Source organism: Hyella patelloides LEGE 07179, assembly GCF_900659865.1.
GTDB lineage: Bacteria > Cyanobacteriota > Cyanobacteriia > Cyanobacteriales > Xenococcaceae > Hyella > Hyella patelloides.
Map to the genome: position 1 here is coordinate 19,162 of NZ_LR213777.1, position 22,673 is coordinate 41,834.

General features: G+C 38.0%; 17 protein-coding genes and 1 pseudogene. 11 read left to right on the plus strand and 7 right to left on the minus strand.

From position 1 onward, the window contains the following. Positions 1 to 9 precede the first annotated feature (9 nt). On the plus strand, positions 10 to 2,409 hold the full coding sequence (locus H1P_RS03340; RefSeq protein ID WP_144864134.1) for a S9 family peptidase: 2,400 nt from the start codon (positions 10 to 12) through the stop codon (positions 2,407 to 2,409). A gap of 136 nt (positions 2,410 to 2,545) precedes the next feature. On the opposite strand, the gene H1P_RS03345 is transcribed toward H1P_RS03340, so the two are convergent. Further along, complete coding sequence (locus H1P_RS03345; protein ID WP_246141452.1) at positions 2,546 to 3,229, minus strand: phospholipase D-like domain-containing protein; 684 nt, start codon at positions 3,227 to 3,229, stop codon at positions 2,546 to 2,548. Between the two features lie 254 nt (positions 3,230 to 3,483). Between H1P_RS03345 and H1P_RS03350 the strand changes: the two are divergent. From H1P_RS03350 to H1P_RS03360, 4 genes and pseudogenes are all read left to right on the plus strand, one after another. Then, positions 3,484 to 3,636: pseudogene (locus H1P_RS03350) on the plus strand (class I fructose-bisphosphate aldolase); the annotation flags it as partial. Positions 3,637 to 4,234: 598 nt separating this feature from the next. Further along, positions 4,235 to 4,363 carry a hypothetical protein gene (locus H1P_RS38780; protein ID WP_281291079.1) on the plus strand — a complete coding sequence of 43 codons (129 nt, stop codon included), beginning with the start codon at positions 4,235 to 4,237 and terminating at the stop codon, positions 4,361 to 4,363. Between the two features lie 375 nt (positions 4,364 to 4,738). Beyond that, positions 4,739 to 5,635: a pentapeptide repeat-containing protein gene (locus H1P_RS03355; protein ID WP_144864136.1), complete on the plus strand. Its 897-nt coding sequence runs from the start codon at positions 4,739 to 4,741 to the stop codon at positions 5,633 to 5,635. Positions 5,636 to 5,732: 97 nt separating this feature from the next. Then, the gene (locus tag H1P_RS03360) at positions 5,733 to 6,713 is read left to right on the plus strand and encodes a CHAD domain-containing protein (RefSeq protein ID WP_246141450.1); all 981 of its coding nucleotides are present in this window, start codon (positions 5,733 to 5,735) and stop codon (positions 6,711 to 6,713) included. A 109-nt stretch (positions 6,714 to 6,822) separates the two neighbouring features. Here the strand turns inward: H1P_RS03360 and H1P_RS03365 are convergent, their stop codons facing one another. Then, a complete protein-coding gene (locus H1P_RS03365; protein ID WP_144864138.1) occupies positions 6,823 to 7,050 on the minus strand; it encodes a toxin-antitoxin system HicB family antitoxin in 228 nt (75 codons plus the stop codon). 2 nt (positions 7,051 to 7,052) lie between these two features. Beyond that, positions 7,053 to 7,472, minus strand: coding sequence for a putative toxin-antitoxin system toxin component, PIN family (locus H1P_RS03370; RefSeq protein WP_144864141.1), 420 nt, complete (start codon positions 7,470 to 7,472; stop codon positions 7,053 to 7,055). Positions 7,473 to 7,662: 190 nt separating this feature from the next. Between H1P_RS03370 and H1P_RS03375 the strand changes: the two genes are divergently transcribed. From H1P_RS03375 to H1P_RS03385, 3 genes are all read left to right on the plus strand, one after another. Further along, positions 7,663 to 7,803 (plus strand): type II toxin-antitoxin system HicB family antitoxin, encoded by a 141-nt coding sequence (locus H1P_RS03375; RefSeq protein ID WP_144864143.1) that lies wholly within the window; start codon positions 7,663 to 7,665, stop codon positions 7,801 to 7,803. 107 nt (positions 7,804 to 7,910) lie between these two features. After that, positions 7,911 to 8,918: a hypothetical protein gene (locus H1P_RS03380; RefSeq protein ID WP_144864145.1), complete on the plus strand. Its 1,008-nt coding sequence runs from the start codon at positions 7,911 to 7,913 to the stop codon at positions 8,916 to 8,918. 176 nt (positions 8,919 to 9,094) lie between these two features. Continuing rightward, positions 9,095 to 11,182: a M3 family metallopeptidase gene (locus H1P_RS03385; RefSeq protein ID WP_144864147.1), complete on the plus strand. Its 2,088-nt coding sequence runs from the start codon at positions 9,095 to 9,097 to the stop codon at positions 11,180 to 11,182. A gap of 480 nt (positions 11,183 to 11,662) precedes the next feature. On the opposite strand, the gene H1P_RS03390 is transcribed toward H1P_RS03385, so the two are convergent. Continuing rightward, positions 11,663 to 12,829 carry a glycosyltransferase family 87 protein gene (locus H1P_RS03390; protein ID WP_144864149.1) on the minus strand — a complete coding sequence of 389 codons (1,167 nt, stop codon included), beginning with the start codon at positions 12,827 to 12,829 and terminating at the stop codon, positions 11,663 to 11,665. Between the two features lie 518 nt (positions 12,830 to 13,347). Here H1P_RS03390 and H1P_RS03395 point away from each other — a divergent pair. The 3 genes from H1P_RS03395 (at position 13,348) to H1P_RS03405 (ending at position 18,665) form a co-directional block, all read left to right on the plus strand. Then, complete coding sequence (locus H1P_RS03395; RefSeq protein WP_144864151.1) at positions 13,348 to 14,331, plus strand: alpha-ketoacid dehydrogenase subunit beta; 984 nt, start codon at positions 13,348 to 13,350, stop codon at positions 14,329 to 14,331. Positions 14,332 to 14,748: 417 nt separating this feature from the next. Next, complete coding sequence (locus H1P_RS03400) at positions 14,749 to 17,259, plus strand: TonB-dependent receptor domain-containing protein (RefSeq protein WP_144864153.1); 2,511 nt, start codon at positions 14,749 to 14,751, stop codon at positions 17,257 to 17,259. A gap of 230 nt (positions 17,260 to 17,489) precedes the next feature. After that, positions 17,490 to 18,665: an MFS transporter gene (locus H1P_RS03405; protein ID WP_144864155.1), complete on the plus strand. Its 1,176-nt coding sequence runs from the start codon at positions 17,490 to 17,492 to the stop codon at positions 18,663 to 18,665. Positions 18,666 to 18,819: 154 nt separating this feature from the next. On the opposite strand, the gene rpsJ is transcribed toward H1P_RS03405, so the two are convergent. The 3 genes from rpsJ to fusA all read right to left on the minus strand — a co-directional run bounded on the left by rpsJ (position 18,820) and on the right by fusA (position 22,603). Beyond that, positions 18,820 to 19,137 (minus strand): 30S ribosomal protein S10, encoded by a 318-nt coding sequence (gene rpsJ, locus H1P_RS03410; RefSeq protein WP_144864157.1) that lies wholly within the window; start codon positions 19,135 to 19,137, stop codon positions 18,820 to 18,822. Positions 19,138 to 19,275: 138 nt separating this feature from the next. Further along, the gene (tuf, locus tag H1P_RS03415; RefSeq protein ID WP_144864159.1) at positions 19,276 to 20,505 is read right to left on the minus strand and encodes an elongation factor Tu; all 1,230 of its coding nucleotides are present in this window, start codon (positions 20,503 to 20,505) and stop codon (positions 19,276 to 19,278) included. 13 nt (positions 20,506 to 20,518) lie between these two features. Then, entirely contained in the window at positions 20,519 to 22,603 is a 2,085-nt protein-coding gene (gene fusA / locus H1P_RS03420; protein WP_144864161.1) for an elongation factor G, read from the minus strand. Positions 22,604 to 22,673 lie beyond the last annotated feature (70 nt).

Here is a 22,673-nt window from a genome sequence, read left to right on the forward strand (position 1 = left end):
TAAAGAATCATGTCACTAAAATTCTTGCAAGTAGAAGACTTATTTCACCTCGAACAAATCGGACGCTATTTTGGTGGGGCGTATAGTTTTTCTCCAGATGGCAAAATATTAGCTTATGTAGTCCAAAGAGCCAAAGCAACCACTAAAAATCACAAACAAGATTTTCTGTGGGGAAACGATCGCGCTGATATTTGGTTATTAGATTTAGCCACATTTGAGCCTGTTAATCTTACCAAAGGAATAGAAGAAGATGTTGGTTATTGGTCGCCAGCTTGGTCGCCCGATGGCAAACGATTAGCGATGTTATCTACCAAGGGAGGCAATGTTACTCTTTGGGTTTGGGATAAAGCTACGGGTAATTTACAACAGCTTACTCAAAGAGGAATTAATTTTGAAGATGTGGGCGATCGCCCTTATGCTTGGATTGACAATGAAGAGATTATCTGTACTGTTTTGCCCGAAAATGAAAAACCCTTGGGAATGATTATCGAAACAGATGCACCACAAAAAGCATGGCAAGGATCGCAAAAAACTAACAGAGGAGAAGAAGTAACCGTTAGCGTTTTACAAAGTGGTGTTGCTGTGGATGTAGCTAAGCGCGATCGCAAAACTACTATAGTAATTAATGTAACTAAAAATGCTACAAAAACTCTAATTACAGCTAATACCCAAGAATATACCCTCTCACCTCATAAAGATTGGCTGGCTTGTTTGGAAACAGTAGATATTCGTCAACCACAAGCACATTTACCCCTCAACTTTGAGCTAGCTTTTAGATATGCCGTTAAGCTTATTTCTTGGCAAGAGCGATCGCAAAAAAGATTAGAAGTCAACAATGATGTATCGGCTGGTTCTTTGTGTTGGTCACAGAATAGCGAACAGCTAGCTTTTATCGGCTATGAGTCAGAACGAGCAAGCCCGCCCCAGATTTATATTTACAATTGCAACGATAATACGGTACAAACTTGGGGAAGTAAAAAACTCAATGCTGCGCCTTTAATTAGAAATAAACCCCGTTTACTTTGGACGGTAGAAGGTAAATTACTGGTTTATGCTGCACAGACAGAAGAGGCTCAACCCAGTCCCCAAGATCGCTATGATTGGTGGTTAATAGCATCTGATGGCGAAGAAACTTGCTTAACCGCAGATATGAAAACATCCCCAACAGAATTATTGTCAGAAATAGGAAGTAAATCTTTTGTCGGACTTGCTGAAGGTAATCTGTGGCGCATAAGTTTTGAAGGTAATGCTCCAGAAAATATTACCACTGAACTAGAAGCATCCATTACTGCAATTGTATATCCAGGAGATACTAGAAGGGGCGATACTCAAGTAGTTTCTACGAAACAAGAATTTACCAAGATTATAGTTAGTGCTGAGGTAGAGGAACAAACCGAATTTTATCAAATCGACTTGGTAGAAGACACTTGGAAACTTTTAGAGAAACCCGCAGCAAAAGCCCAGGTAGCAGCTTATGAATCCCAAACAGATACAGTAATTTTTACCGCTAACGATGACACGGGTACTTATCTTTGGTCTTCTTGTAACTCTAAAAGCAATTGTTTTTTAGAAACTAATACCTTTCTCCGTGAGATTAAGCCAGGTATACTACGTCAAATCGAATATATCAGCTTAGATGGGGAAAAACTCCAGGCACAGCTAATTTTACCGCCAGACTATGACTCAGAACGCACTTATCCTGTAATAACAGAAGTTTATCCAGGTTGGGTTATTAGCCCTACCACTCATCCTTCTCACGAACTGAACTTTCCTAGTCCCTACAATTTTCAACTAGCAGCAGCCCAAGGTTATGTATTTCTTCAACCAAGTATTCCCCTCAAACCAGAAGGAGAAGCAGACGATCCGATGCTGAAATTACTCAATGGAGTATTACCCGCAGTGGAAAAAGCGATCGCTCTGGGAATTGCCGATCCCGAAAGACTTTATTTAATGGGTCAAAGTTTTGGTGGTTACGCTGTTTATGGTCTAATTACCCAAACCCATCGCTTCAAAGCAGCAGTATCCTTAGCTGGGCTTGCAAATCTGGTAAGTTTATATGGCGCATTCGATCCTAGATTTCGCTATCGGGAAGATGCCCACGAAGATTTCTTTGCAGGCGTAATCATAGAATCCGCTCAAGTAGCTATGGGTAATCCACCTTGGAAGGATTTGGGGCGTTACCTCCGCAACAGCCCAATTTTTGCCGTAGATCGCGTTGAAACTCCCTTGATGATTATTCAAGGGGATATGGATCATGTCCCCATCCAGCAAGGAGAAGAATTTTTTGCCAGCCTCTATCGTCAGGGGAAAAGAGCCGAATTTGTCCGTTATTGGGGTGAAGGTCATGCTATTGCCAGTCCCGCCAATATTAAAGATATGTGGGAGCGTATTTTTGCCTGGTTTAAATAGTTTTCACCAAATAACATAAATTCAAAGGGAACAGGGAATAGATAATACAATTTTGTCGCTCTTCAAACTCTGATTACAAAAATGCTGTTGACTTTTTCCTTTTTCCTTTTTCCTCCTTCTCTAATTCCTCATTCCTCTAAAGTTGCCATTGGAAGAAATTGACCATATTACCTAAGATGCGATGTCTAATAAGAGAGCGTTTTTGCCAGTCTTGATAGGTAACACGTTGACTCTGGGCGAAACCTGCTTCAAAAGTATTTTTAATTCCCTTGACTAGTTCTGGCTGTGCGCTGCATAGATCTAACTCTTCGTTGTGACAGAAGCTACGAGGATCGAAGTTGGCACTTCCTGTAGTTGCCCAGCGATCGTCTATTAACAGTAATTTAGCATGGGTCATACTGGGTTGAAACTCAAAAATTTCCACCCCACCTTTCAATAATTTACCGTAGTGTTCGTAGGAAGCATAGTACACGGGTTTTTTATCACTGCGCTTGCTGGTAGTCAGAATGCGAACATCCACACCATTTTGTTTTGCTGCTACTAATAAGTCTATAGAGTTATCGTCAGGTAAAAAATAGGGGCTGGCTAGCCAAATTCGCTTACGGGCAGCAATAATACTATTGTATTTAAAAGCTCTAATAGGAGAAAAGCGAATTCTGGGATTTGCTCCTGGTATGACTAACATCAAATTTTGCTCTTTATTTTCATCTTGAGAAGTCTGAAATTTAGGCTTGCTTAAATTAGCGATACCATCGCCAAAAGTCCAGTGTTGAGAAAATACCCCTTCTAAAATGCTGATAATTTCTCCTTCTAGACGCATTTCCACATCTAACCAAGGCTGAGTATCATCGTCTTTTTCTTTACCATCCCAAAGATCGGAAATACCTGCACCACCTACTAAACCAAACTTACTATCTATTAAGATTAGTTTACGGTGGGTACATCTGGCTATGGCAATATATTTTGAAGTGATAGATTAAAAGCCAAAATTTATCAGAAAAAATTAAGAGTAATTATTTTGAATAGTAGTCACAATAAAAAAGAAGCAAGACAATTACATTCAAGAATAAAACTATGGTTGCTACTGAACTAGCTGCTCGCGATCTTTCATCATTACTGGGTAAAGAAGCGGAAGATTTATTGACATATAAAGCTAAAGTACCAAAAGATACCTTACATCTACCAGGAAAAGATTTTGTAGAACGCATTTTTGTCTATAGCGATCGCAAATAGTTCCTAAATTCTCTTCTTGGTGCGCGTTCCCTTGCGCGATGCGTAGCGAGTCCTTTAGGGCCTGTCGCCGACGCGGGGTCGCACCGCTTTTCTGGGCTTTTGTCCTTAACAAATCATCAAACTTTTTACACCATCTATTCTTTGCACGGAGGCATAGCTGCGGGAGTAGTTTCTCTCCTAGTAGCGATCGCACCAAAAAAATAACGCTCAAATCAATCAGCAACAGCATTTTATCTTATTTCGACCGTTTAAAATGTTTAAGTACCGCTAAAAGCAATCATAGACTGAGTTTCACGGCATCAAAAAAAATGGACAAATAATTTGTCAAACATCTAAAATTGGACACTAAATTTGTCAATAACGCTTTTAGAGGAATTTTAGAGGAAAAATGGCATATAATCTTTATTACTAGAAGAATTCAGCGATTCACAATTAGAGTCAAATAATTTGTCAAGACGACAAATAATGTGGCAATCGACATCTACTTGTACAATAACGAATTATTTGTTAATGATGGCAAATTGTTAGTTAATGTCTTCAACTTGAGGAATGGCGATCGCGCTAACTCGATATTGTTGAGCATATTCCACAATTGCCTTGGCTATTAATCGGTCTACATATTCACCTAAATTGGACTCACCTTTTTGATTATTGGCAGAGCATTTTTGGGCTTTATGGCGTAGGTGCGATCGAGTCTGCTTTTGTTGTCTTTGGCGGTTGAGTAATCTGTAGTCTTTGCCTAGTAGTTGTTTAATACTGCGAAATGCGATCGCTTATCTCTAGCAAAAAACTCATCAAGTTATTAGGATTAGCGGTTTCTACATCTTGAACGGAAAGATCTGAGTTACAAACTACTCTAATCGTTCCATATATTGTGAATCTCTTGGCGAAATGCGAGATCGGCTTCTAGTTCCGCTTTTATTGTCAGGATTGCCCTACGCTGTCTTGCTTGCTTGACGATTCGCTCCATTGTTTCGGTGGTAGCATCTGCGCTAATCTATCTACATCTATCCCTATCTTAATTATCAGTCACCACATCTAAAGCTTGATAGTCAAAGAAATCGTTTACAATAAGACTGCGGTTAGGAGTGGTTTCATGGCAAATGTAGAGCATCTGACAAAGCTCAAACAAGGTTTAGAATCTTGGCAAAAGTGGCGGAGGGAAAAGAGTAACATTGAATTAGATTTTCAAGACGCAAACCTTAGTGGTTTAGACATTCAAGCTGCTAGTCTGACAAAAGCTAATTTAGTCAAAGCCGATTTAACCGATGCTGAATTAACCGCAGTAGATTTAGCGGGAGCAAATCTAGAGCAAGCAGAATTGATTAACGCTTGTTTGAGTGATGCTAATTTGAGCAATAGTATTCTACGCCAGGCTTATTTAATAGATGCAGAGCTAACTCATGCTAATTTGATCGGTGCTGACTTACGTGAAGCTAGTTGTCAGCGAGTCAATTTTAGTGATGCTAATTTGATTGGAACTTCGATGAGAAAAGCTAATCTAAATCAAGCTAATTTAATTGGTGCAAAATTACATCGAACAAACTTGAGCGAAGCTGAATTGATTGAAGCTCATGGGAATGAAGCCGATTTTAGTTATGCTAACTTGTATGATACTGAATTATTGGGATTTGTTGGTTACAAAGCTAATTTTTATCGAGTAAAAGCAATTTTTAGTCATTTTTATAAAGCTTACTTGTGTCAGGCTAATTTTTCAGAAGCGCAATTAAAACAAGCTGATTTACGTTGGGTAAATTTAGATGGTGCCAATCTGAGCCATAGTAATTTAGAACAAGCTAAACTGCGAGGGACAAACTTTACTAATGCTGACTTAAAACACGCTAACTTAGCAGGGGCGAACTTAAGAGGAGCAAATCTGACAAAAGCGGATTTGAGAGGAGCTAATTTAACTGATGCAGATATCGAAGATACCATTTTTCATCGAGCAAGGTTACAGGGTACGATTATGCCTGATGGTAGTAAACATAATTAATACCTCATTAAATAGGTAACTAAATCTAATTAAGCCAGATTACAACAATAAAATCAGATTAGAGGCTTTTGAGCCGAATTGATAGCAAATTATCGAAATGATTGAGCAACAGCAAGCTAATCAAACTCTGGGAGAATGGGCGTATATTGCGATCGCAAACCAGTATAATAGATATAATCAGTACGAAAAGGAAGTCTTAAAAGATAAAGATCCAGAACATTTACATAAAATGAGGGTAGGAATGCGCCGTTTACGGAGTATTATTGCTTGTTTTGCTCTTGCTGTTGATTTACCGACTAATGTTACTCCGACAAGTATTGGTAAAGTAGCAAAAATTTTAGGCAAATTAAGAGATATCGATGTTTTACAAGAAACTTTAGTTACCCAATATCAACCCCATATACCTAAAAGCGAACAAAAAAGCTTAGAAATTGTGTTCAAAAAGCTCAAGAAACAGCGCAAATCTGCTTTCAAAGCTGTGAGTAAAACTCTCAAGGGTAAAAGCTATTCAAAGCTTCAGAATAACTTTCAGTTATGGTTAGACAATCCTAAATATCAGTCAATAGCAGCACTCGATGTTAAGCAAATTTTACCCGATCTTTTATTACCTCAAATAAGTTATCTACTATTGCATCCTGGTTGGTTAATTGGTTTAGATATAACTGATGGAGCGATCGCTTTTTTTGATATTAAAAAGATTACTATGGAGAACGATATTTCTTTAACTCAGGAAAAAATATTGCATGATTTACGCAAAGTTGCTAAACAAACTCGCTACAACATGGAGCTTTTTCAAGAGCTTTATTGCCCAACCTACAGCAACTATTTAGAAGAAATCAAAGAAATTCAAATTGTCTTGGGCATGATTCAAGACTATTTTATTTTAGAACAATTTTTACAACAAATACTGAAGCAAAAGATCGCGCAAACTATGCCTACTTTAAATGAAATATTAAGAGAAAAGCGTCAACAACAATGGCAAAAATGGCAGACAAAACAAGAGGATTTTTTAAATATTTTTAAACGTCAAGATTTAAGAACAGTGGTTCAATATCCTCTAAATGGTATGTATTTTTAATTTTAAGATACTTTAGTAGTTCACTGACTGCGATCGCATTTCTGATATTTAAGGCGATCGCATTTTGATTTAAGAGCGCAATTTTCCAGATATTGTTTTAATTTTAAAATCAATCTTCATCCCCAAAATGTTCTTGTAATTTATTAATTAATTCCAAACCACGCTCTACTGAACCACGATTTGCTCTTAACTTGAACCTAGTTTCTGCATCATATTCTGTCAAAGCAATAGTAGCTAATTCTTCCATTAACTTATTAACACTAATATTTTTTGATTTAGCTAATTCTTTTAAGCGTTCGTGTTTTTCATCGGTTAATCTGACATTGATTGCAGCCATACTTAAATAATCTCCTGTGGTTTTTTAATCTGAATTTTAGGGAATTTTAATTGACTTCGCTGAAAATCTTTAACATTATGCGTAACAATAAATTTGGCATTACCTGCAACAGCTAATTCTACTAAATAGTTATCTTTTTCATCTTGTAAATTCGGTCGCCATAGATAATAAATTTTAACCCACTGACAAATACTTAATAAAGCGTCTAAGAGTTCATTAATTTCTGATTCTGTATAGATTGACTTATCTAAAATTTCTTTCCTACTAATAACATCTTCGTATTCAGTAAATAGAGTGTTGTTTATCAAAGGATAAAATTCTTTCTTTAAGCATAACTCTATTAATTTACGGTTAGCACTATACTGTTTAGCAATCAGTGCGCCGATCAGAACATTAGTATCTATTACTATTTTAGTTTTCATTTATTATCCATATAAAATGGCATAATAGTATTATATATGGTATCACTTACTTGGTTTGTGATTATTCTTTATCGATCGTGTAAGTGCGATCGCTTTTATTGAAGAGTTTGATTGGTTAACGCGACCTCATTTTTATACCTCATAATCAACAAAGTCCCCCTTATTAAGGGGGATTTAGGGGGATCGAACAATGAATATTAGAGCAATCATAGAATGGGATGAAGAATCACAAGCCTATTCCGCAACTTGTCCAGAATTAAATTTTGTTTCCTCTTTTGGCGAGACTAAACAAGAAGCAATAAGAAATAGTTTAGAAAATAGCATTGTATAAAGTTTTACTAAATCATAGTCACCTTTTAAAAATCCCTTATAGTATTTAACTACTAAATAATAAATCATCATTATCTAAACCGAATGAGTAGACAAGAGTATTTTTTTGTGAATCATCAAGGTGAGTGTTCAAAACCAAGCTGGAGTGAGGTTAAAAACTTAGATTCGACCAATAAACCATATATGTTAGTACCTGATAATAATGTATGTATTCACGTATCTGATTTTAATATTTCTAAGAAACAAGACAAAACCAAAAGAATTAAAGCTAGAAATTTTAAAAATTATGTATTTCAATCGAATATTACTGTAAATCCAACTTGGGGTTTATTGGAAAGAGCTAGTAAACCAGGAACACTGAATTTGAATATTGAAAAGCTAAATGACTTTGAAGATGCTTTCTGGAGACAGATGAACCACTATACTGGCAATCAAACAATTTCATCCATATCTAAATCAATAGACGTTTTAAAATTTGTACTTTATCCTTTGTATGCTTATTTGCTAAAGATCAAGCTAATTCTTCTTGAAAGAGGAGATAGCTCGAAAAAAAATGCAGAAACAAGTTTAAATGAGCTTTATGATTTTATAGAAGAAATGAAAATATATTTATTAATTCCGTGGCAATTCGCTGTTGCAATATTTGGGGGACATAACCAACTTAATAAGTTTATAAAACCTCGTAAAGGTCAAGATATATTCCAAGCTATATGGGGAGCAGCTTGGGACTTGTTTTATTTACAAACGATTCACGAATACAACGGAACTAGAAAAATAAAAGAGACTTATCCTCAGTATATCTTTGCTACAGATGACGAACGTTGTGCAACTATAGGTAAAACATTAAAAGTAATAGCAGCTATTCATTATGGTGATGTAACGTATAATCAGACTCTAATAAGTTATGATTTTCCTCACTGGAGACAAAAAGATAGTTTTTTACTTGAAATGTCTCAGGAAATTAACAAAGGTATATTGAAGAGAATTGTAAGAAGAAATAATTTATCAGAAAAGGACTTTCAACTTGAATTAAATACTATCATTAATAACTCAAGTCAGCAGATTTCCGAACTCACACAAGAAATAAAAGCTGTAGCAAAAAAAGGATTTGGCTGAAAATGATAATCTTAATCTGGAAACTTCAAATATTTTAGTGTCTTTACTTTGCGCCTTTGCGTCTCTGCGCGAGATCAACTCTAAATTTCGGTTATCCCAACCCACCAAAACCTACACTCTCCATCCATAAAGCGTTACAGTCGAAAGATACGATATAAACTGAAATATCTTCATATATGACTAACGCAACCATTACAGAAAATCCCCTATTAATCGGTAAAGGCTTACCTCCTTTCGATAAAGTGAAGCCCTCCCATGTAGTTCCTGCGATAACTGAAATACTGAAGCAATTAGAAACAGATTTAACTAACCTCGAAAAAGATGTAACTCCCACTTGGGATGGTTTAGTTGAACCCCTAACAGCAATGGAAGAGAAGTTAGGCTGGAGTTGGGGGATAGTAGGGCATTTAATGGGTGTAAAAAATAGTCCCGAACTCAGAGAAGCTTATGAGACAATGCAGCCTGAGATAGTGAAATTTTACAATCAGCTTTCCCAAAGTAAACCTCTTTACGAAGCATTTAAAGCATTACGCAATAGTGCAGACTGGGATAAGTTTGAACCAGCACAACAACGTATTATCGAATCTTCCCTCAGAGACTTTGAATTGTCTGGAGTGGGTTTAGAAGGAGAAACCAAAGAGAAATTTAACCAGATACAGTTAGAGTTAGCAGAGTTATCCACTAAGTTTTCTAATAATGTCCTTGATGCGACAAAAGCTTTTAAATTAAAACTAACCGATAAAAAGGATGTTGAGGGTTTACCTGAAAGTGCGTTGGGTTTAATGGCGCAAACTGCAAAAGCCGAGGGAAAAGAAACTGCGACTCTTGAAGATGGCCCTTGGGTAGTTACTTTAGATTATCCTAGTTACATTCCCTTTATGAAGTATGCAACCAGTAGTGAGTTAAGGGAAAAACTCTACAAAGCTTTTCTCTCTCGTGCTTCTAGTGGAGAATTAGATAACAAACCTAACATAGATCGTATTTTAGAATTAAGAAAGGAAAAAGCCAACATTCTCGGTTTCGATACCTTTGCCGAACTCAGTTTAGCTCGTAAAATGGCACCTAGCGTCGAAGCAGTAGATAAACTCTCTGAAGAATTGCGGGTTGCTTCTTACGATGCTGCGATGAAAGAGTTTGCAGAATTAAAAACTTTTTCTGGCAAAAAAGATCTCAAACATTGGGATACTACCTATTGGGCAGAGAAGCAAAAAGAAGCTAAATTTGACTTTAAAGCCGAAGAATTGCGCCCCTATTTCCCATTACCTCAAGTTTTAGAAGGTTTATTTGGTTTAGCTAAACGCATCTTTGGAGTTACAATTACTGCTGCTGATGGCGAAGCACCAGTATGGCATGAAGACGTACGCTTCTTCCAAATTAAAGATGAACAGGATGAAGTGATTGCCAACTTCTACCTCGATCCCTATTCTCGCCCCGCAGAAAAACGCGGTGGCGCATGGATGAATGATTGTGTAGGTAGAGCGAAAATGACTGTGGAAGGTAAAACTACTACTCGTCTTCCTGTAGCTTATCTCATTTGTAACCAAACCCCTCCTGTAGATGAGAAACCTAGCCTAATGACTTTTGGTGAAGTAACTACTCTTTTCCATGAATTCGGTCACGGTTTACAACATATGCTGACTACAATCGACCATGTAGGAGCAGCAGGGATTAACAATGTGGAATGGGATGCGGTAGAATTACCAAGTCAGTTTATGGAAAACTGGTGTTACGATCGCTCTACTCTTTTCGGTATGGCAAAACACTACGAAACTGGGGAAACTTTACCCGAAGAGTATTATCAAAAACTGGTAGCAGCGAAAAACTATATGAGTGGCTCTGCAACTCTGCGTCAGTTACACTTTGGCATAGTAGATATAGAGTTGCATCATAACTATCAACCAGGAGGTGATGAAACTCCTAACGATCTTCGCAACCGAATTGCTGAGAATACCACTGTTCTAAAACCTTTACCTGAAGATAACTTCTTATGTGCTTTTGGACATATCTTTGCAGGTGGTTACGCAGCAGGTTACTACAGCTATAAATGGGCAGAAGTCTTAAGCGCGGATGCGTTTGCAGCCTTTGAAGAAGTAGGCTTAGAAAATGAATCTGCCGTGGCTACTGTAGGTAGAAAATATCGCAACACAATTCTTTCTTTAGGTGGTAGTTTGCACCCTATGGAAGTATTTAAACAATTCCGAGGACGCGAACCTCAAACCGAACCATTATTGAGACATAGTGGGTTAGTAGCTACTGCATCTTAAAACAGCAATCATTTCTTTAATAAGAGGGGATTTCCTTAATTTTTTAAACTCCCCTCACTGGCTACAATTACTCTGAGGCTTTCTAAAGCAGTTTTGAGGCGAGATCGTATATATGTTTTTAGGAGATCGCGCACCGCGTCATCCCAGTTAATTTATGAGTGGGATGCAATACTGTTCGATAAGCCTTATTTGCTTATTAGTAGGGAGATAATTACTCCTCACTTTCCCACTTAAAGAGTAATAATCGTTAACCGAACAGTATTAAGACTCTTATGTCCTCCTAACTGGCTAAAGGAGCAAGCTTATCTTTAAATCTGTATCAATTATTAGCTTATATGACTAAAGAAATTATGGAAGAAGGAATAAAAATCTGGAAAAAGATTACTAGAGTTAATGTGTCTAATTAAGGGTAAGAGAGCTATTTATCCTGGATAATTCTAACTCTTGCTTTTTCTGTTCCCTTAACCTGACAATAATAATTCATAACTGAATTATCTTGTTTCTTTGTACAAAAGCTTGAAAAACCAGAAATCCTAACATCAGTATCCAAATTGTTACTTGTCCACTTACAAATAAAGCTATCCCAGGAGAATTTAGGAAGAGCAATCTATCAAAAAATAAAATTGAAAAAGTTGCGATTCCTAATAAGATGCCACTCAGAGTCCTAGATGTTCGATCTAGAGTAGTTTGTTTAGTAAGGCGAAATAACGTCACCATTGGCAATATAATCAGTATGTCATCGTACATTCTATGGTATGCCCAAAATCTAGATACTAATGAAGCAATTCCAATCAAGAGCCACAAATCAACAAAACGATGAAAATACAACCAGACAGCAAAAATCGCCAAGATTAGAATTGAAGACTCGAAGTTGAATTCCGACATTCCTACCGAATCCAAAAAACTATGAATATCACCATATCCGCCCATCATACCTGCACTGTCTTTCGAGCCTAATACAGCTCCGATTGTTCCACGTTCTAACCATTCTAAATGAAGCATCACAATATTGGAGTCTTGAAAAGCTGTCGCCAACAAAGCCAATAAAGTATAAATAATAACAGTAATAATAGCTATCAACCGACCTTGAGGAACAAACATCGGAATTAACAAAAATGGGACAGTTATTGTTGGCTTGACCAGTGCAACTGCAATTAGAAAACCTGCTAGGAGGCTCAATTGCCATCTATTTTGTTGCTTTTGTGAGTATTCACCAATAAGCACTAATCCCGAAACTAAGAAGGCTAAAGTGTGGATAGTAAGCTGACCTTTAAGAATATTAATGTGGGTAGCATTGGTGGCTAAAATCATCAATCCCACAAATGCCTTTTCTTTAAAATCGTATGCTTTACTAGCTCCTACTAGCAGATATACTAAACCAACTAGCCCAGCCAGGCTAGTAATTACCCACAAGCAGCGAACAAATACCCACGATGAATAGGTTAAAAAAGGCCACAGAATTACATGGCTAGCAGGTGGATAGACTCCCCCCTTTGGTAACTGACTATAACTGTATACGTTTCCTCCAGAAAACCAAAGCTGAACCTCATTGTAACGTAGCATCAAGTCAATCCCAGGGTTATGACCTTTAAGTAATAACAAACATGCAAATACGTAAGGAAGGCTAAAAATTGCTTTTTCAGCCATCTCAGCGATCAATATCCAAAGGATGGGCTTATCCCATCTTATCCATAGCTTTGAAGCTAACTGAATTGGCTTGTTAAAAATCACGATAAAAATCTCATTCGAGGACAGTTTGATAGAGGAATAGTAATGCGATCTCGCCTTGTGAATTCCCAGTTGGATTAGGGAAGCAGCAATTTTATCAGGAATTTGACGAAATTACGAATAGTTATATTTTCAGTTACATGAAATAAGGGGATTTTCACCTGAGATTACCTATCTCTTTAATTTCTCGGTTGCACCACTCCCAAAATTCAGTTAGTTTAAGAAAGCGATTTCACCATTTACTTATATTTGCTGACGCTGCTTGTTCCCAAAATGTCCCCAATAAATTAATTATTTTCATTTCCTTAAAGCGATCGCAAAATATGATAACTTAATTAAAACTCCGTGAGGAAATTAGCATTTTTTCCGCTCACAGCATCATCTCAAACCAATCTTAAATGATAGTATTATCTATTGGCAGTCATGGATAAAAAATTATGGCAGAAACTTTAATGTTTAACGCTCTGCGGGAAGCCACAGACGAAGAGATGGCAAGAGATAACACCGTATTCGTCTTGGGAGAAGATGTCGGACATTATGGTGGCTCTTATAAAGTTACTAAAGGCTTATACGAAAAATATGGTGAATTTAGAGTTTTAGATACTCCTATCGCGGAAAATAGTTTTAGTGGCTTGGCAGTAGGAGCAGCTATGACAGGTTTACGCCCAATCATAGAAGGGATGAATATGGGCTTTTTACTGCTTGCTTTTAATCAAATCGCCAATAATGCAGGAATGTTACGTTACACCTCTGGCGGAAACTTTAAAATCCCGATGGTTATTCGAGGACCTGGTGGTGTTGGTAGACAGTTGGGCGCAGAACACTCTCAAAGATTAGAAGCTTATTTTCATGCTGTACCTGGGCTAAAAATTGTGGCTTGCTCCACAGCTTATAATGCCAAAGGTCTTTTAAAAGCAGCAATTAGAGATGAAAATCCCGTACTCTTTTTTGAACACGTCTTACTCTACAACTTAAAAGACGATTTACCAGAAGAGGAATACATCTTACCCCTAGATAAAGCTGAAGTAGTCCGCAAAGGAAAAGATGTCACTGTTTTGACCTATTCTCGGATGCGTCACCATTGCACTCAAGCAGCAAAAAATCTCGAAAAACAAGGCTACGATCCAGAAATTATCGATCTGATTTCTTTAAAACCCTTTGATATGGAAACTATTAGAGAGTCGGTAAAGAAAACTCACCGTGTAATTATTGTGGAAGAATGTATGAAAACAGGCGGTATTGGGGCAGAATTAGTGGCTTTAGTTAGCGAACAGCTATTTGATGAATTGGATGCTCCTGTAGTGCGTTTATCTTCTCAAGATATTCCCACTCCTTACAACGGAAAATTAGAAGCTTTAACTATTGTGCAGCCTCAACAAATTGTCGAAGCAATACACAAAGTAGTTGATTCTCAAATTTGAGAACTTGAAATAGGTGCTAAGTTAAACAATTGAGAGGAGACAAGAAAGTAAGTTTCTTAGTCTTCTTTTTTGATTTATTATCTTTGTCACCATTATCCAATTGAATAATCAGCCACTCATCTTGGAATCGAAATTAAGTTCTAGTAATTCCCAATAGAAACCACAAATTACTTAGTACTACTTTTCATCCCTCATCCTTACAGTCAGAATTAATATTAGCTTTACGGTAGCTGATTCAGATTTTTCAACTACGCTAAGAATAAAAAACTGCTCTCACTGATACAAATACGACAGTGTGTCTTTTGATTCTCAAATTTGTTAATGATAGGTTTCTATATTGATTGGAAAACGACGCAATAAGCTCTTGAGCCGATTGTATGTGGTCAATTATTTAACCTGAAAAATAACAAGCTGATAGTGAAGCAACAATTACAAACTGGAATTATTTGTAGCCTCTTGGTTTCATCGTTGTTCACAAATGTTGGTAGCAAAGCCTGCGCCGTAGAAAACAAAACATTATCCGATGAATTCCCTGCAACTACGGTGAGAGAATGGCGAGAAAGGGAAAGCTTACCATATCAGCGATCGCAATTACCACAGTTAAATAATAATTCTCTTGTTATCAATCAAATCGAAGTCAGATCGATAACAGAAGGAATCGAAATTATCTTAAACACCTCCGATGGTGCGATACCTCAAAGTATTACTTCCACAACAGACAATAGCCTGATTATCGACATTCCTAATGCTCAATTAGAGTTACCAGAAAAAGAATTCGTCCAAGAAAATCCTGTTGATGGCATTGCTTCAATTACAGCCACGAATCTGGATATCAGTACGGTTCGGGTCATTATAACAGGCATTACAGCAACACCTACAGGAGAAATAAGACAAACTTCTCAAGGTCTAACTATCAACGCGACACCACCTGCAACCGTAGCAGATACTGTAACCCCAGCAGACCAAGTAATTGATATTATTGTCACGGCAGAAAAAAAGCCAGAAAACTTACAGGATGTTCCTATCAGTGTTACCGCTATTACTGAACAGGAAGCAGAAGACGGAGATATTACCTCTTTTAGAGACGTTGCCGAAAACACCCCCAATTTTACTACCTATACTCCCAGTCGAAACTTTGTTAATTACAGTATTCGAGGTTCGAGCAATTTTAACTTTTTCGCCCGCGACCCCGTAGCTTTTTACATAGATGATGTTCCTTATGATTACGTTAACTTTTTGGGAGTAGAAGTATTTGATATCGAGCGAGTAGAAACATTACGGGGTCCTCAATCTACTTTATACGGTAAAAACGCCAGAGCAGGGGTAGTTAATGTTATTACCAAACCACCAAGCGACGAATTTGAATTTAATGGAAATATTGGCTATGGTAATTTCGATAATTTCGACGTACAAGCTAGATTAAGTAGTCCTATCGTCGAAGATAAACTAGCTTTTTCCCTTTCAGGGAGCTATGAAAACAGAGATGGTTATACCGAAAACACTTTTCTCGATACAGATATTGATTCTCAGTCAGGATTTACTACCAGAGGTAAATTACTTTGGACTCCTACGGATAATTTAAGTATTGCTTTTAACGCTTCTGTAGATGGTTATGATGATGGAGCGCAACCTTTTGTTATTTTACAATCAGACGATCCTTTTGAAACAGAGCAAGACTTTCAAGGTTTTAACGATCTTAATAACGATACTCAATCAATTAGAGTCGATTACGAACATTCCGCCTTTCGTTTGACTTCAATTACTGCAAGACGTTTTTCCGATAGTAATTTTGAGTATGACTCTGATGGCGGTATTTCAGCTATAGCAGCCGTTTTTGCTGTAGATGTAAATTCAACAGTGCTTAGCCAAGAGATTCGCTTACAATCTCCTGAAGAAAGTGAAAGGTTTGAGTGGATTTTTGGTGGATACTACGAATCTAGAGATTTTAATGTGGATGAATTTCGTTTTATTACCTCCTCTAGTGGGGATTTTACCGAAGCAGAAATTGATGAAGATACTTTTGCACTTTTTGGTCAGGCTAGTTACAAACCAGTCGATGCTTTAACCTTAACTGTAGGATTGCGTTACGAACTTTTTGATTCGATCTTAGATAAGAGGGATGCTAACGAATTTCTAGGAACTGCTACTAACCTAAGTTTTGAAGATGTAGAACAAGATGATGAGATTTTGTTACCTCGTTTCACTGCCCAATATGATTTTAATCCTAACTTAATGGTTTATGGCTCGATCGCCAGAGGTTATAATCCCGCAGGGGTAAATTATCAAGCAACGGTAGAAGAGGTATTGAGGTACGATACGGAAACTTCTACTAACTACGAAATCGGTTTAAAGTCTTCTTGGTTTAGCGATCGCATAAATCTCAATTTAGCTGCTTTTTATAGTCCTGTTGAAGATTTTCAGTTACTCGTCTCTGATGATTCTGGGTTTTCTCGTCAAATTGGCAATGCTGATGCTGATATTACTGGTTTTGAAGTAGAGTTGAGAGCAACTCCTTTTGATGGATTTGATGTAATTGCTGGTTTCGGTTATGTGGATGCTACTTTCGATGAATTTGAAAACCCTTTCCGCAATGAACAAATTGATGGTAATCGTCTGCCTTATTCCCCAGACTATACTTATAACTTAGCCCTACAGTATCGTGCTAATCCTGGTATTTTCACTAGACTAGAATTACAGGGATTTGGTACGACGGTTTTTGATAATGCCAATGACTTTGAACAAGAACCTTTTGTCTTGGTAAATGCTCGTCTTGGCTACGAACGAGATAATTATGGCATTTACTTTTTTGCCAATAATATTTTTGATGTGGAGTATCTGGCAACTGCATTTAATTTTGGTGCTTTAGGAGACATTGCTAGTTTTGGCGCGCCTGCTACAGTAGGTTTTCAAGTGAGGAGTAAATTTTAATTCAAAATTATCAAGAAAAATCAAAGTACGACAATCAGTCTTTTGATTTCCCGATTTTCAAATGATAAATTCTTATTTGTCAAATTTAGCATTGATACAGCTACGAAATTTCTCTAAAGGTTCAGCAATATCAATTGGAGCAGGTGAATAACTTATTCATTGAACTGGTGGTAAAAAAACTCTAACGAAAGTCGTACTTTTGGCGTTCAGGTGAAATCAAAATTCTGATTATGAATAAATGGGGATTACTCGCTAGCTTATATGTTGCTCAATTTTTACCCATAGCTTTCTTTGGACAAACTTTACCCATATTTTTGCGACAACAGGGCATTTCTTTAGAATTGATTGGCTTAACCAGTTTACTTAGTTTACCCTGGACATTCAAAGTCCTCTGGTCGCCGTTGATAGACCGCTATGGCTGGACGAAGTGGGGACATTATAAGTTTTGGATTGTCCTGATGCAAAGCCTAATGGGAATAGCAATTATAGTTTGTGCTTTTCTCGATCTAGAAACAAATTTTATACTTTTACTTGCAGGAATGCTAATTGCCATTACCTTTGCTGCAACTCAAGACATCGCTACCGATGCTTTGGCGATTGAAATACTCAAACCTTCAGAAAGAGGGTTAGGCAATAGTATTCAAGGTGCTGGTGGTTATTTAGGTTCAATTTTAGGCGGTGGTGTAATTCTCATCTTGTTAGATACTTGGGGCTGGACTAAAAGCTTGTTAGTTATGGCGTTGGTAGTTTTCTTGTTGATTTTTCCAGTCCTGTTTCATCGAGAAAACCTTAGCATCCCCAAAACAGATTATAAAATTAATTTTTCTACCCTAGGAGGCTTTTTTAAGCAATCTGGAATGATGGGATGGATAATAATTCTACTTGTTTATATGATGGGCGTTACCATTACTAGCACCATGTCTCGTCCCTTACTGGTAGATTTAGGAATGTCTATGACAGAAATTGGTGTAATGAATGGCATTGTCTCTTTTAGTGGAGGTTTTGTTGGCTCTATTTTAGGGGGATTTTTACTTAAACCTTTGGGCAGAAAAAGAGGTTTAATTGTATTTGGTATTTTGATGGCAATTGCGATCGCTTTTTGGATACTCCCCACTCTAGGATTTACCAGTTTACCGCTTCTCTATATCGTATCCTGTAGCCTACATTTCACTTACAGTATGTCTTGTGTTCCGATGTTTGCAATTTCTATGGATAATAGCAGACCAGGAAATTCAGGATTTGACTATACCCTTCAAGTTACCATCATTTTTATCGGTAGTTTACTGGCTGGTAGCTATAGTGGTTTTATTGCCGAATCTCTGGGTTACGCTGGAGCATTTGCGATCGCTTCTGCTATATCCTTGTTAGGAGTATTGTTAGTGATTACTTTATTCAATAATAAGTAATAAAATTTTTAGGAAAGAAAGAATCGGCTATTTACTGTTACCCAAACCAAAGTTAATTACTAAAAAAGCCCTTAAAAAATAAAATTAAGGACTTCTGTGTCATGATAAAAAACTACTTTTAACCAATCACTAAAGGTTGATTCATTATTAATTTTTATAATTTAACTTCAATATCTACCCCAGCAGGTAAATCTAGTTTCATTAATGCATCAATAGTTTTAGAGGAAGGCTGATAAATATCAATAATGCGACGATGAGTACGAGTTTCAAAATGCTCGCGAGAATCTTTATCTACATGAGGAGAACGCAAAACACAATAAATTTTACGCTTGGTGGGTAAAGGAATAGGGCCAACAGGAGTAGCATTGGTACGACCTGCGGTATCGACTATTTTCTCACAAGATGTATCGAGTAAACGGCGGTCAAAAGCTTTGAGACGAATGCGGATTTTTTGTTCTTGAATAGTTGCCATGATGTTTAATTGTCAAGGTACAGAAAAATTAAATATAAGATCGGTCTTTTTTGAGACAAATTTTAAGGCAGACTGAAAAGCTAAAGGTTTATATCAGCTTTTTATCTCAATCTGCCTTGTTTTAGTTCATCCCCAGGGCTACTTAATAATCTTGGAGACTACACCCGCACCAATGGTACGACCACCTTCACGAATTGCAAAACGCATTCCGTCTTCAATTGCGATGGGGTTAATTAGTTGCACTGTCATTTTGATGCGATCGCCAGGCATGACCATTTCTACTGCACTACCATCATCAGCAGTGTAGTCAGTGATGGTACCAGTTACATCAGTAGTACGTACATAGAACTGAGGGCGATAGTTCTTAAAGAAAGGAGTGTGACGACCACCTTCTTCTTTTGTAAGAACGTAAACTTCACCTTCAAATTCGGTGTGAGGAGTGATAGATTTGGGTTTAGCAAGAACCATACCGCGCTGGATAGCTTCTTTCTCTACACCACGAAGTAATAGACCTACGTTATCACCAGCCATACCTTGGTCTAATGTTTTTTGGAACATTTCAACACCAGTTACAGTGGAAGTTGTAGTGTCTTTAATCCCAATGATTTCGATAGTTTCGCCAACTTTAACAATACCACGTTCAATACGACCAGTAGCAACAGTACCACGACCAGTAATTGAGAATACGTCCTCTACAGCCATCAAGAAAGGCTTATCTACTTCACGCTCAGGAGTGGGAATGTAAGAGTCAACATTTTCCATCAACTCAAGAATTTTATCTACCCACTCGTTTTCGCCCTGTTTAATCTTGGGATTCTCCGCAAGTGCTTCTACAGCTTTTAGGGCAGAACCAGAAACGATGGGAATATCATCTCCTGGAAAATCATATTCACTCAATAATTCGCGAATTTCCAATTCAACAAGTTCTAACAGTTCTTCATCATCTACTTGGTCTTGTTTGTTCATGAAAACTACCAAGCTAGGAACACCGACTTGTTTTGCTAGTAGAATGTGTTCGCGAGTCTGAGGCATAGGCCCATCAGCAGCAGATACTACTAGGATACCACCGTCCATTTGCGCTGCACCAGTAATCATGTTTTTTACATAGTCAGCGTGACCAGGACAGTCTACGTGAGCATAATGACGATTATCAGTTTCGTATTCTACGTGAGCCGTATTGATAGTGATACCACGTGCTTTCTCTTCAGGAGCAGCGTCAATATCTTCATAGTTTCTTGCTTTAGCTTTACCTTGAGCAGCTAGGGACAAAGTAATTGCTGCGGTCAAAGTAGTTTTACCGTGGTCTACATGACCAACAGTGCCAATATTGGCGTGTTCTTTATTACGTTCAAACTTTTCGCGTGCCATAATTATTTATTCCTTAGTATATTTGTGCGTTCCCTACGTTTTTGGTGATAATTTCCTCAGCAACATTGCGAGGTATCTCACTGTATTCGCTGAACTCCATAGAAAAGATTCCGCGTCCTTGGGTTTTGGAGCGAATATCTGTGGCGTAACCAAACATAGTGGCTAAAGGTACTTTAGCGACAACTATTGATTGTCCATTTCCCGAGTTCATCCCTTCGATGTTACCGCGACGAGAGTTGAGATCGCCCATGACATCACCAAGGAACTCTTCGGGTACTTCAACCTCGACTTTCATCATCGGTTCTAGCAATATAGGAGAAGCTTTTTGAACTGCTGCTCTAATTGCCATTATGCCAGCGAGTTTAAATGCCATTTCGTTGGAGTCAACGTCATGGTAAGAGCCATCCACCAGAGATACTTTAACATCTATTAAAGGATAACCTGCGATGATTCCCGTTTCACAGGCTTCTTTGACTCCCTGCTCTACAGCAGGTATGTATTCTCTAGGAATTACTCCACCCACAATTTTGGAGACGAATTCAAAGCCACTACCAGGCTCGCCAGGCTCTAACTGTATGACAGCATGACCATATTGACCTTTACCACCGCTTTGCTTAATCCATTTTCCTTCAGCATCGCTCGGCTTGCGGATTGTCTCTCTGTAAGCAACTTGCGGTGTTCCTACTGTAGCTTCTACGTTAAACTCTCTCAGCATTCTATCCACCAGAATTTCTAAGTGAAGTTCTCCCATGCCAGCAATTACTGTTTGGTTGGTTTCAGGATTAGTGCTAACACGAAACGTGGGGTCTTCATCAGAGAGAGCCTGTAGAGCCTTAGAAAGCTTTTCGACATCACTCTTGGTTTCGGGTTCAACCGCAACAGAAATCACTGGCTCTGGAACAAATAAAGATTCCAAAATAATTGGCTTATTTTTATCACATAGAGTATCACCTGTGGTGGCAAATTTTAAGCCTACCGCAGCACCCAAATCTCCTGCTCTGAGTTCTTCTACTTCAATGCGTTCGTTAGACTTTAAAACTACCAAACGAGAAATACGTTCTTTTTTATCTTTGGTGGCGTTGTAGATATAACTCCCTTTGGATAAAACCCCAGAGTAGACTCTCATGAAGGTTAAGCGACCAAATTGATCGGTAGCTATTTTAAACGCCAAGGCAGAAAAAGGTTCATCATCTGATGAGTTTCTGACTGCTTCTTCTCCGTTGGGTAAAGTACCTTGAATTGCTGGGACATCAATGGGTGCGGGTAAGTAATCTACCACTGAATCTAGCAAAAGCTGGACACCTTTGTTTTTAAATGCAGAGCCACACAACATAGGCATGATAGTACCGTCTATAGTGCCTTGACGTAGAGCTTGCTTAATTTCCGTTTCCGAAAAATCCTCTTCCATCATGAACTTTTCTAGAAGTTGCTCATCTACTTCGGCGATCGCTTCTATGAGTTTTCCACGATATTCTTGAGCTATTTCTTCTAATTCGGCAGGAATTTCTGTATCCTCGATATCTTCGCCCAAATCATCCTTGTATATTTTGGCACGCATTCTTACCAAGTCGATAATGCCTTGGAAATTAGCTTCACTACCAATAGGAATTTGAATCGGTACTGCATTCGCTTTTAAACGCTCTTTGATTTGCTCATAGACTCGATCGAAGTTAGCACCAGTACGATCCATTTTGTTGACAAAGGCAATCCGAGGCACGTTATAGCGGTCTGCTTGTCGCCACACTGTTTCTGACTGAGGCTGCACGCCACCAACAGAGCAGAACACAGCTATAACACCATCTAATACTCTCATGGAACGTTCTACTTCAATAGTAAAGTCAACGTGTCCAGGAGTATCAATAATGTTAATTTTGTGATCTCTCCAACTGGTACTAATGGCTGCTGCTGTAATTGTGATACCTCTTTCTTTTTCTTGAGGCATCCAATCAGTTACGGCTGCTCCATCATGAACTTCACCCATTTTATGAGCGATTCCAGTATAGAAGAGAATACGCTCGGTTGTTGTTGTTTTACCTGCGTCTATGTGCGCTGCGATACCAATATTGCGTACCCTTTCTAGCGGGACACTACGTACCACGAATATCTACCTCCTGATGTGTTGCTCCAAATCAAGCTGTCACGACTCGCGCTACCCAGAGCACCTGTCG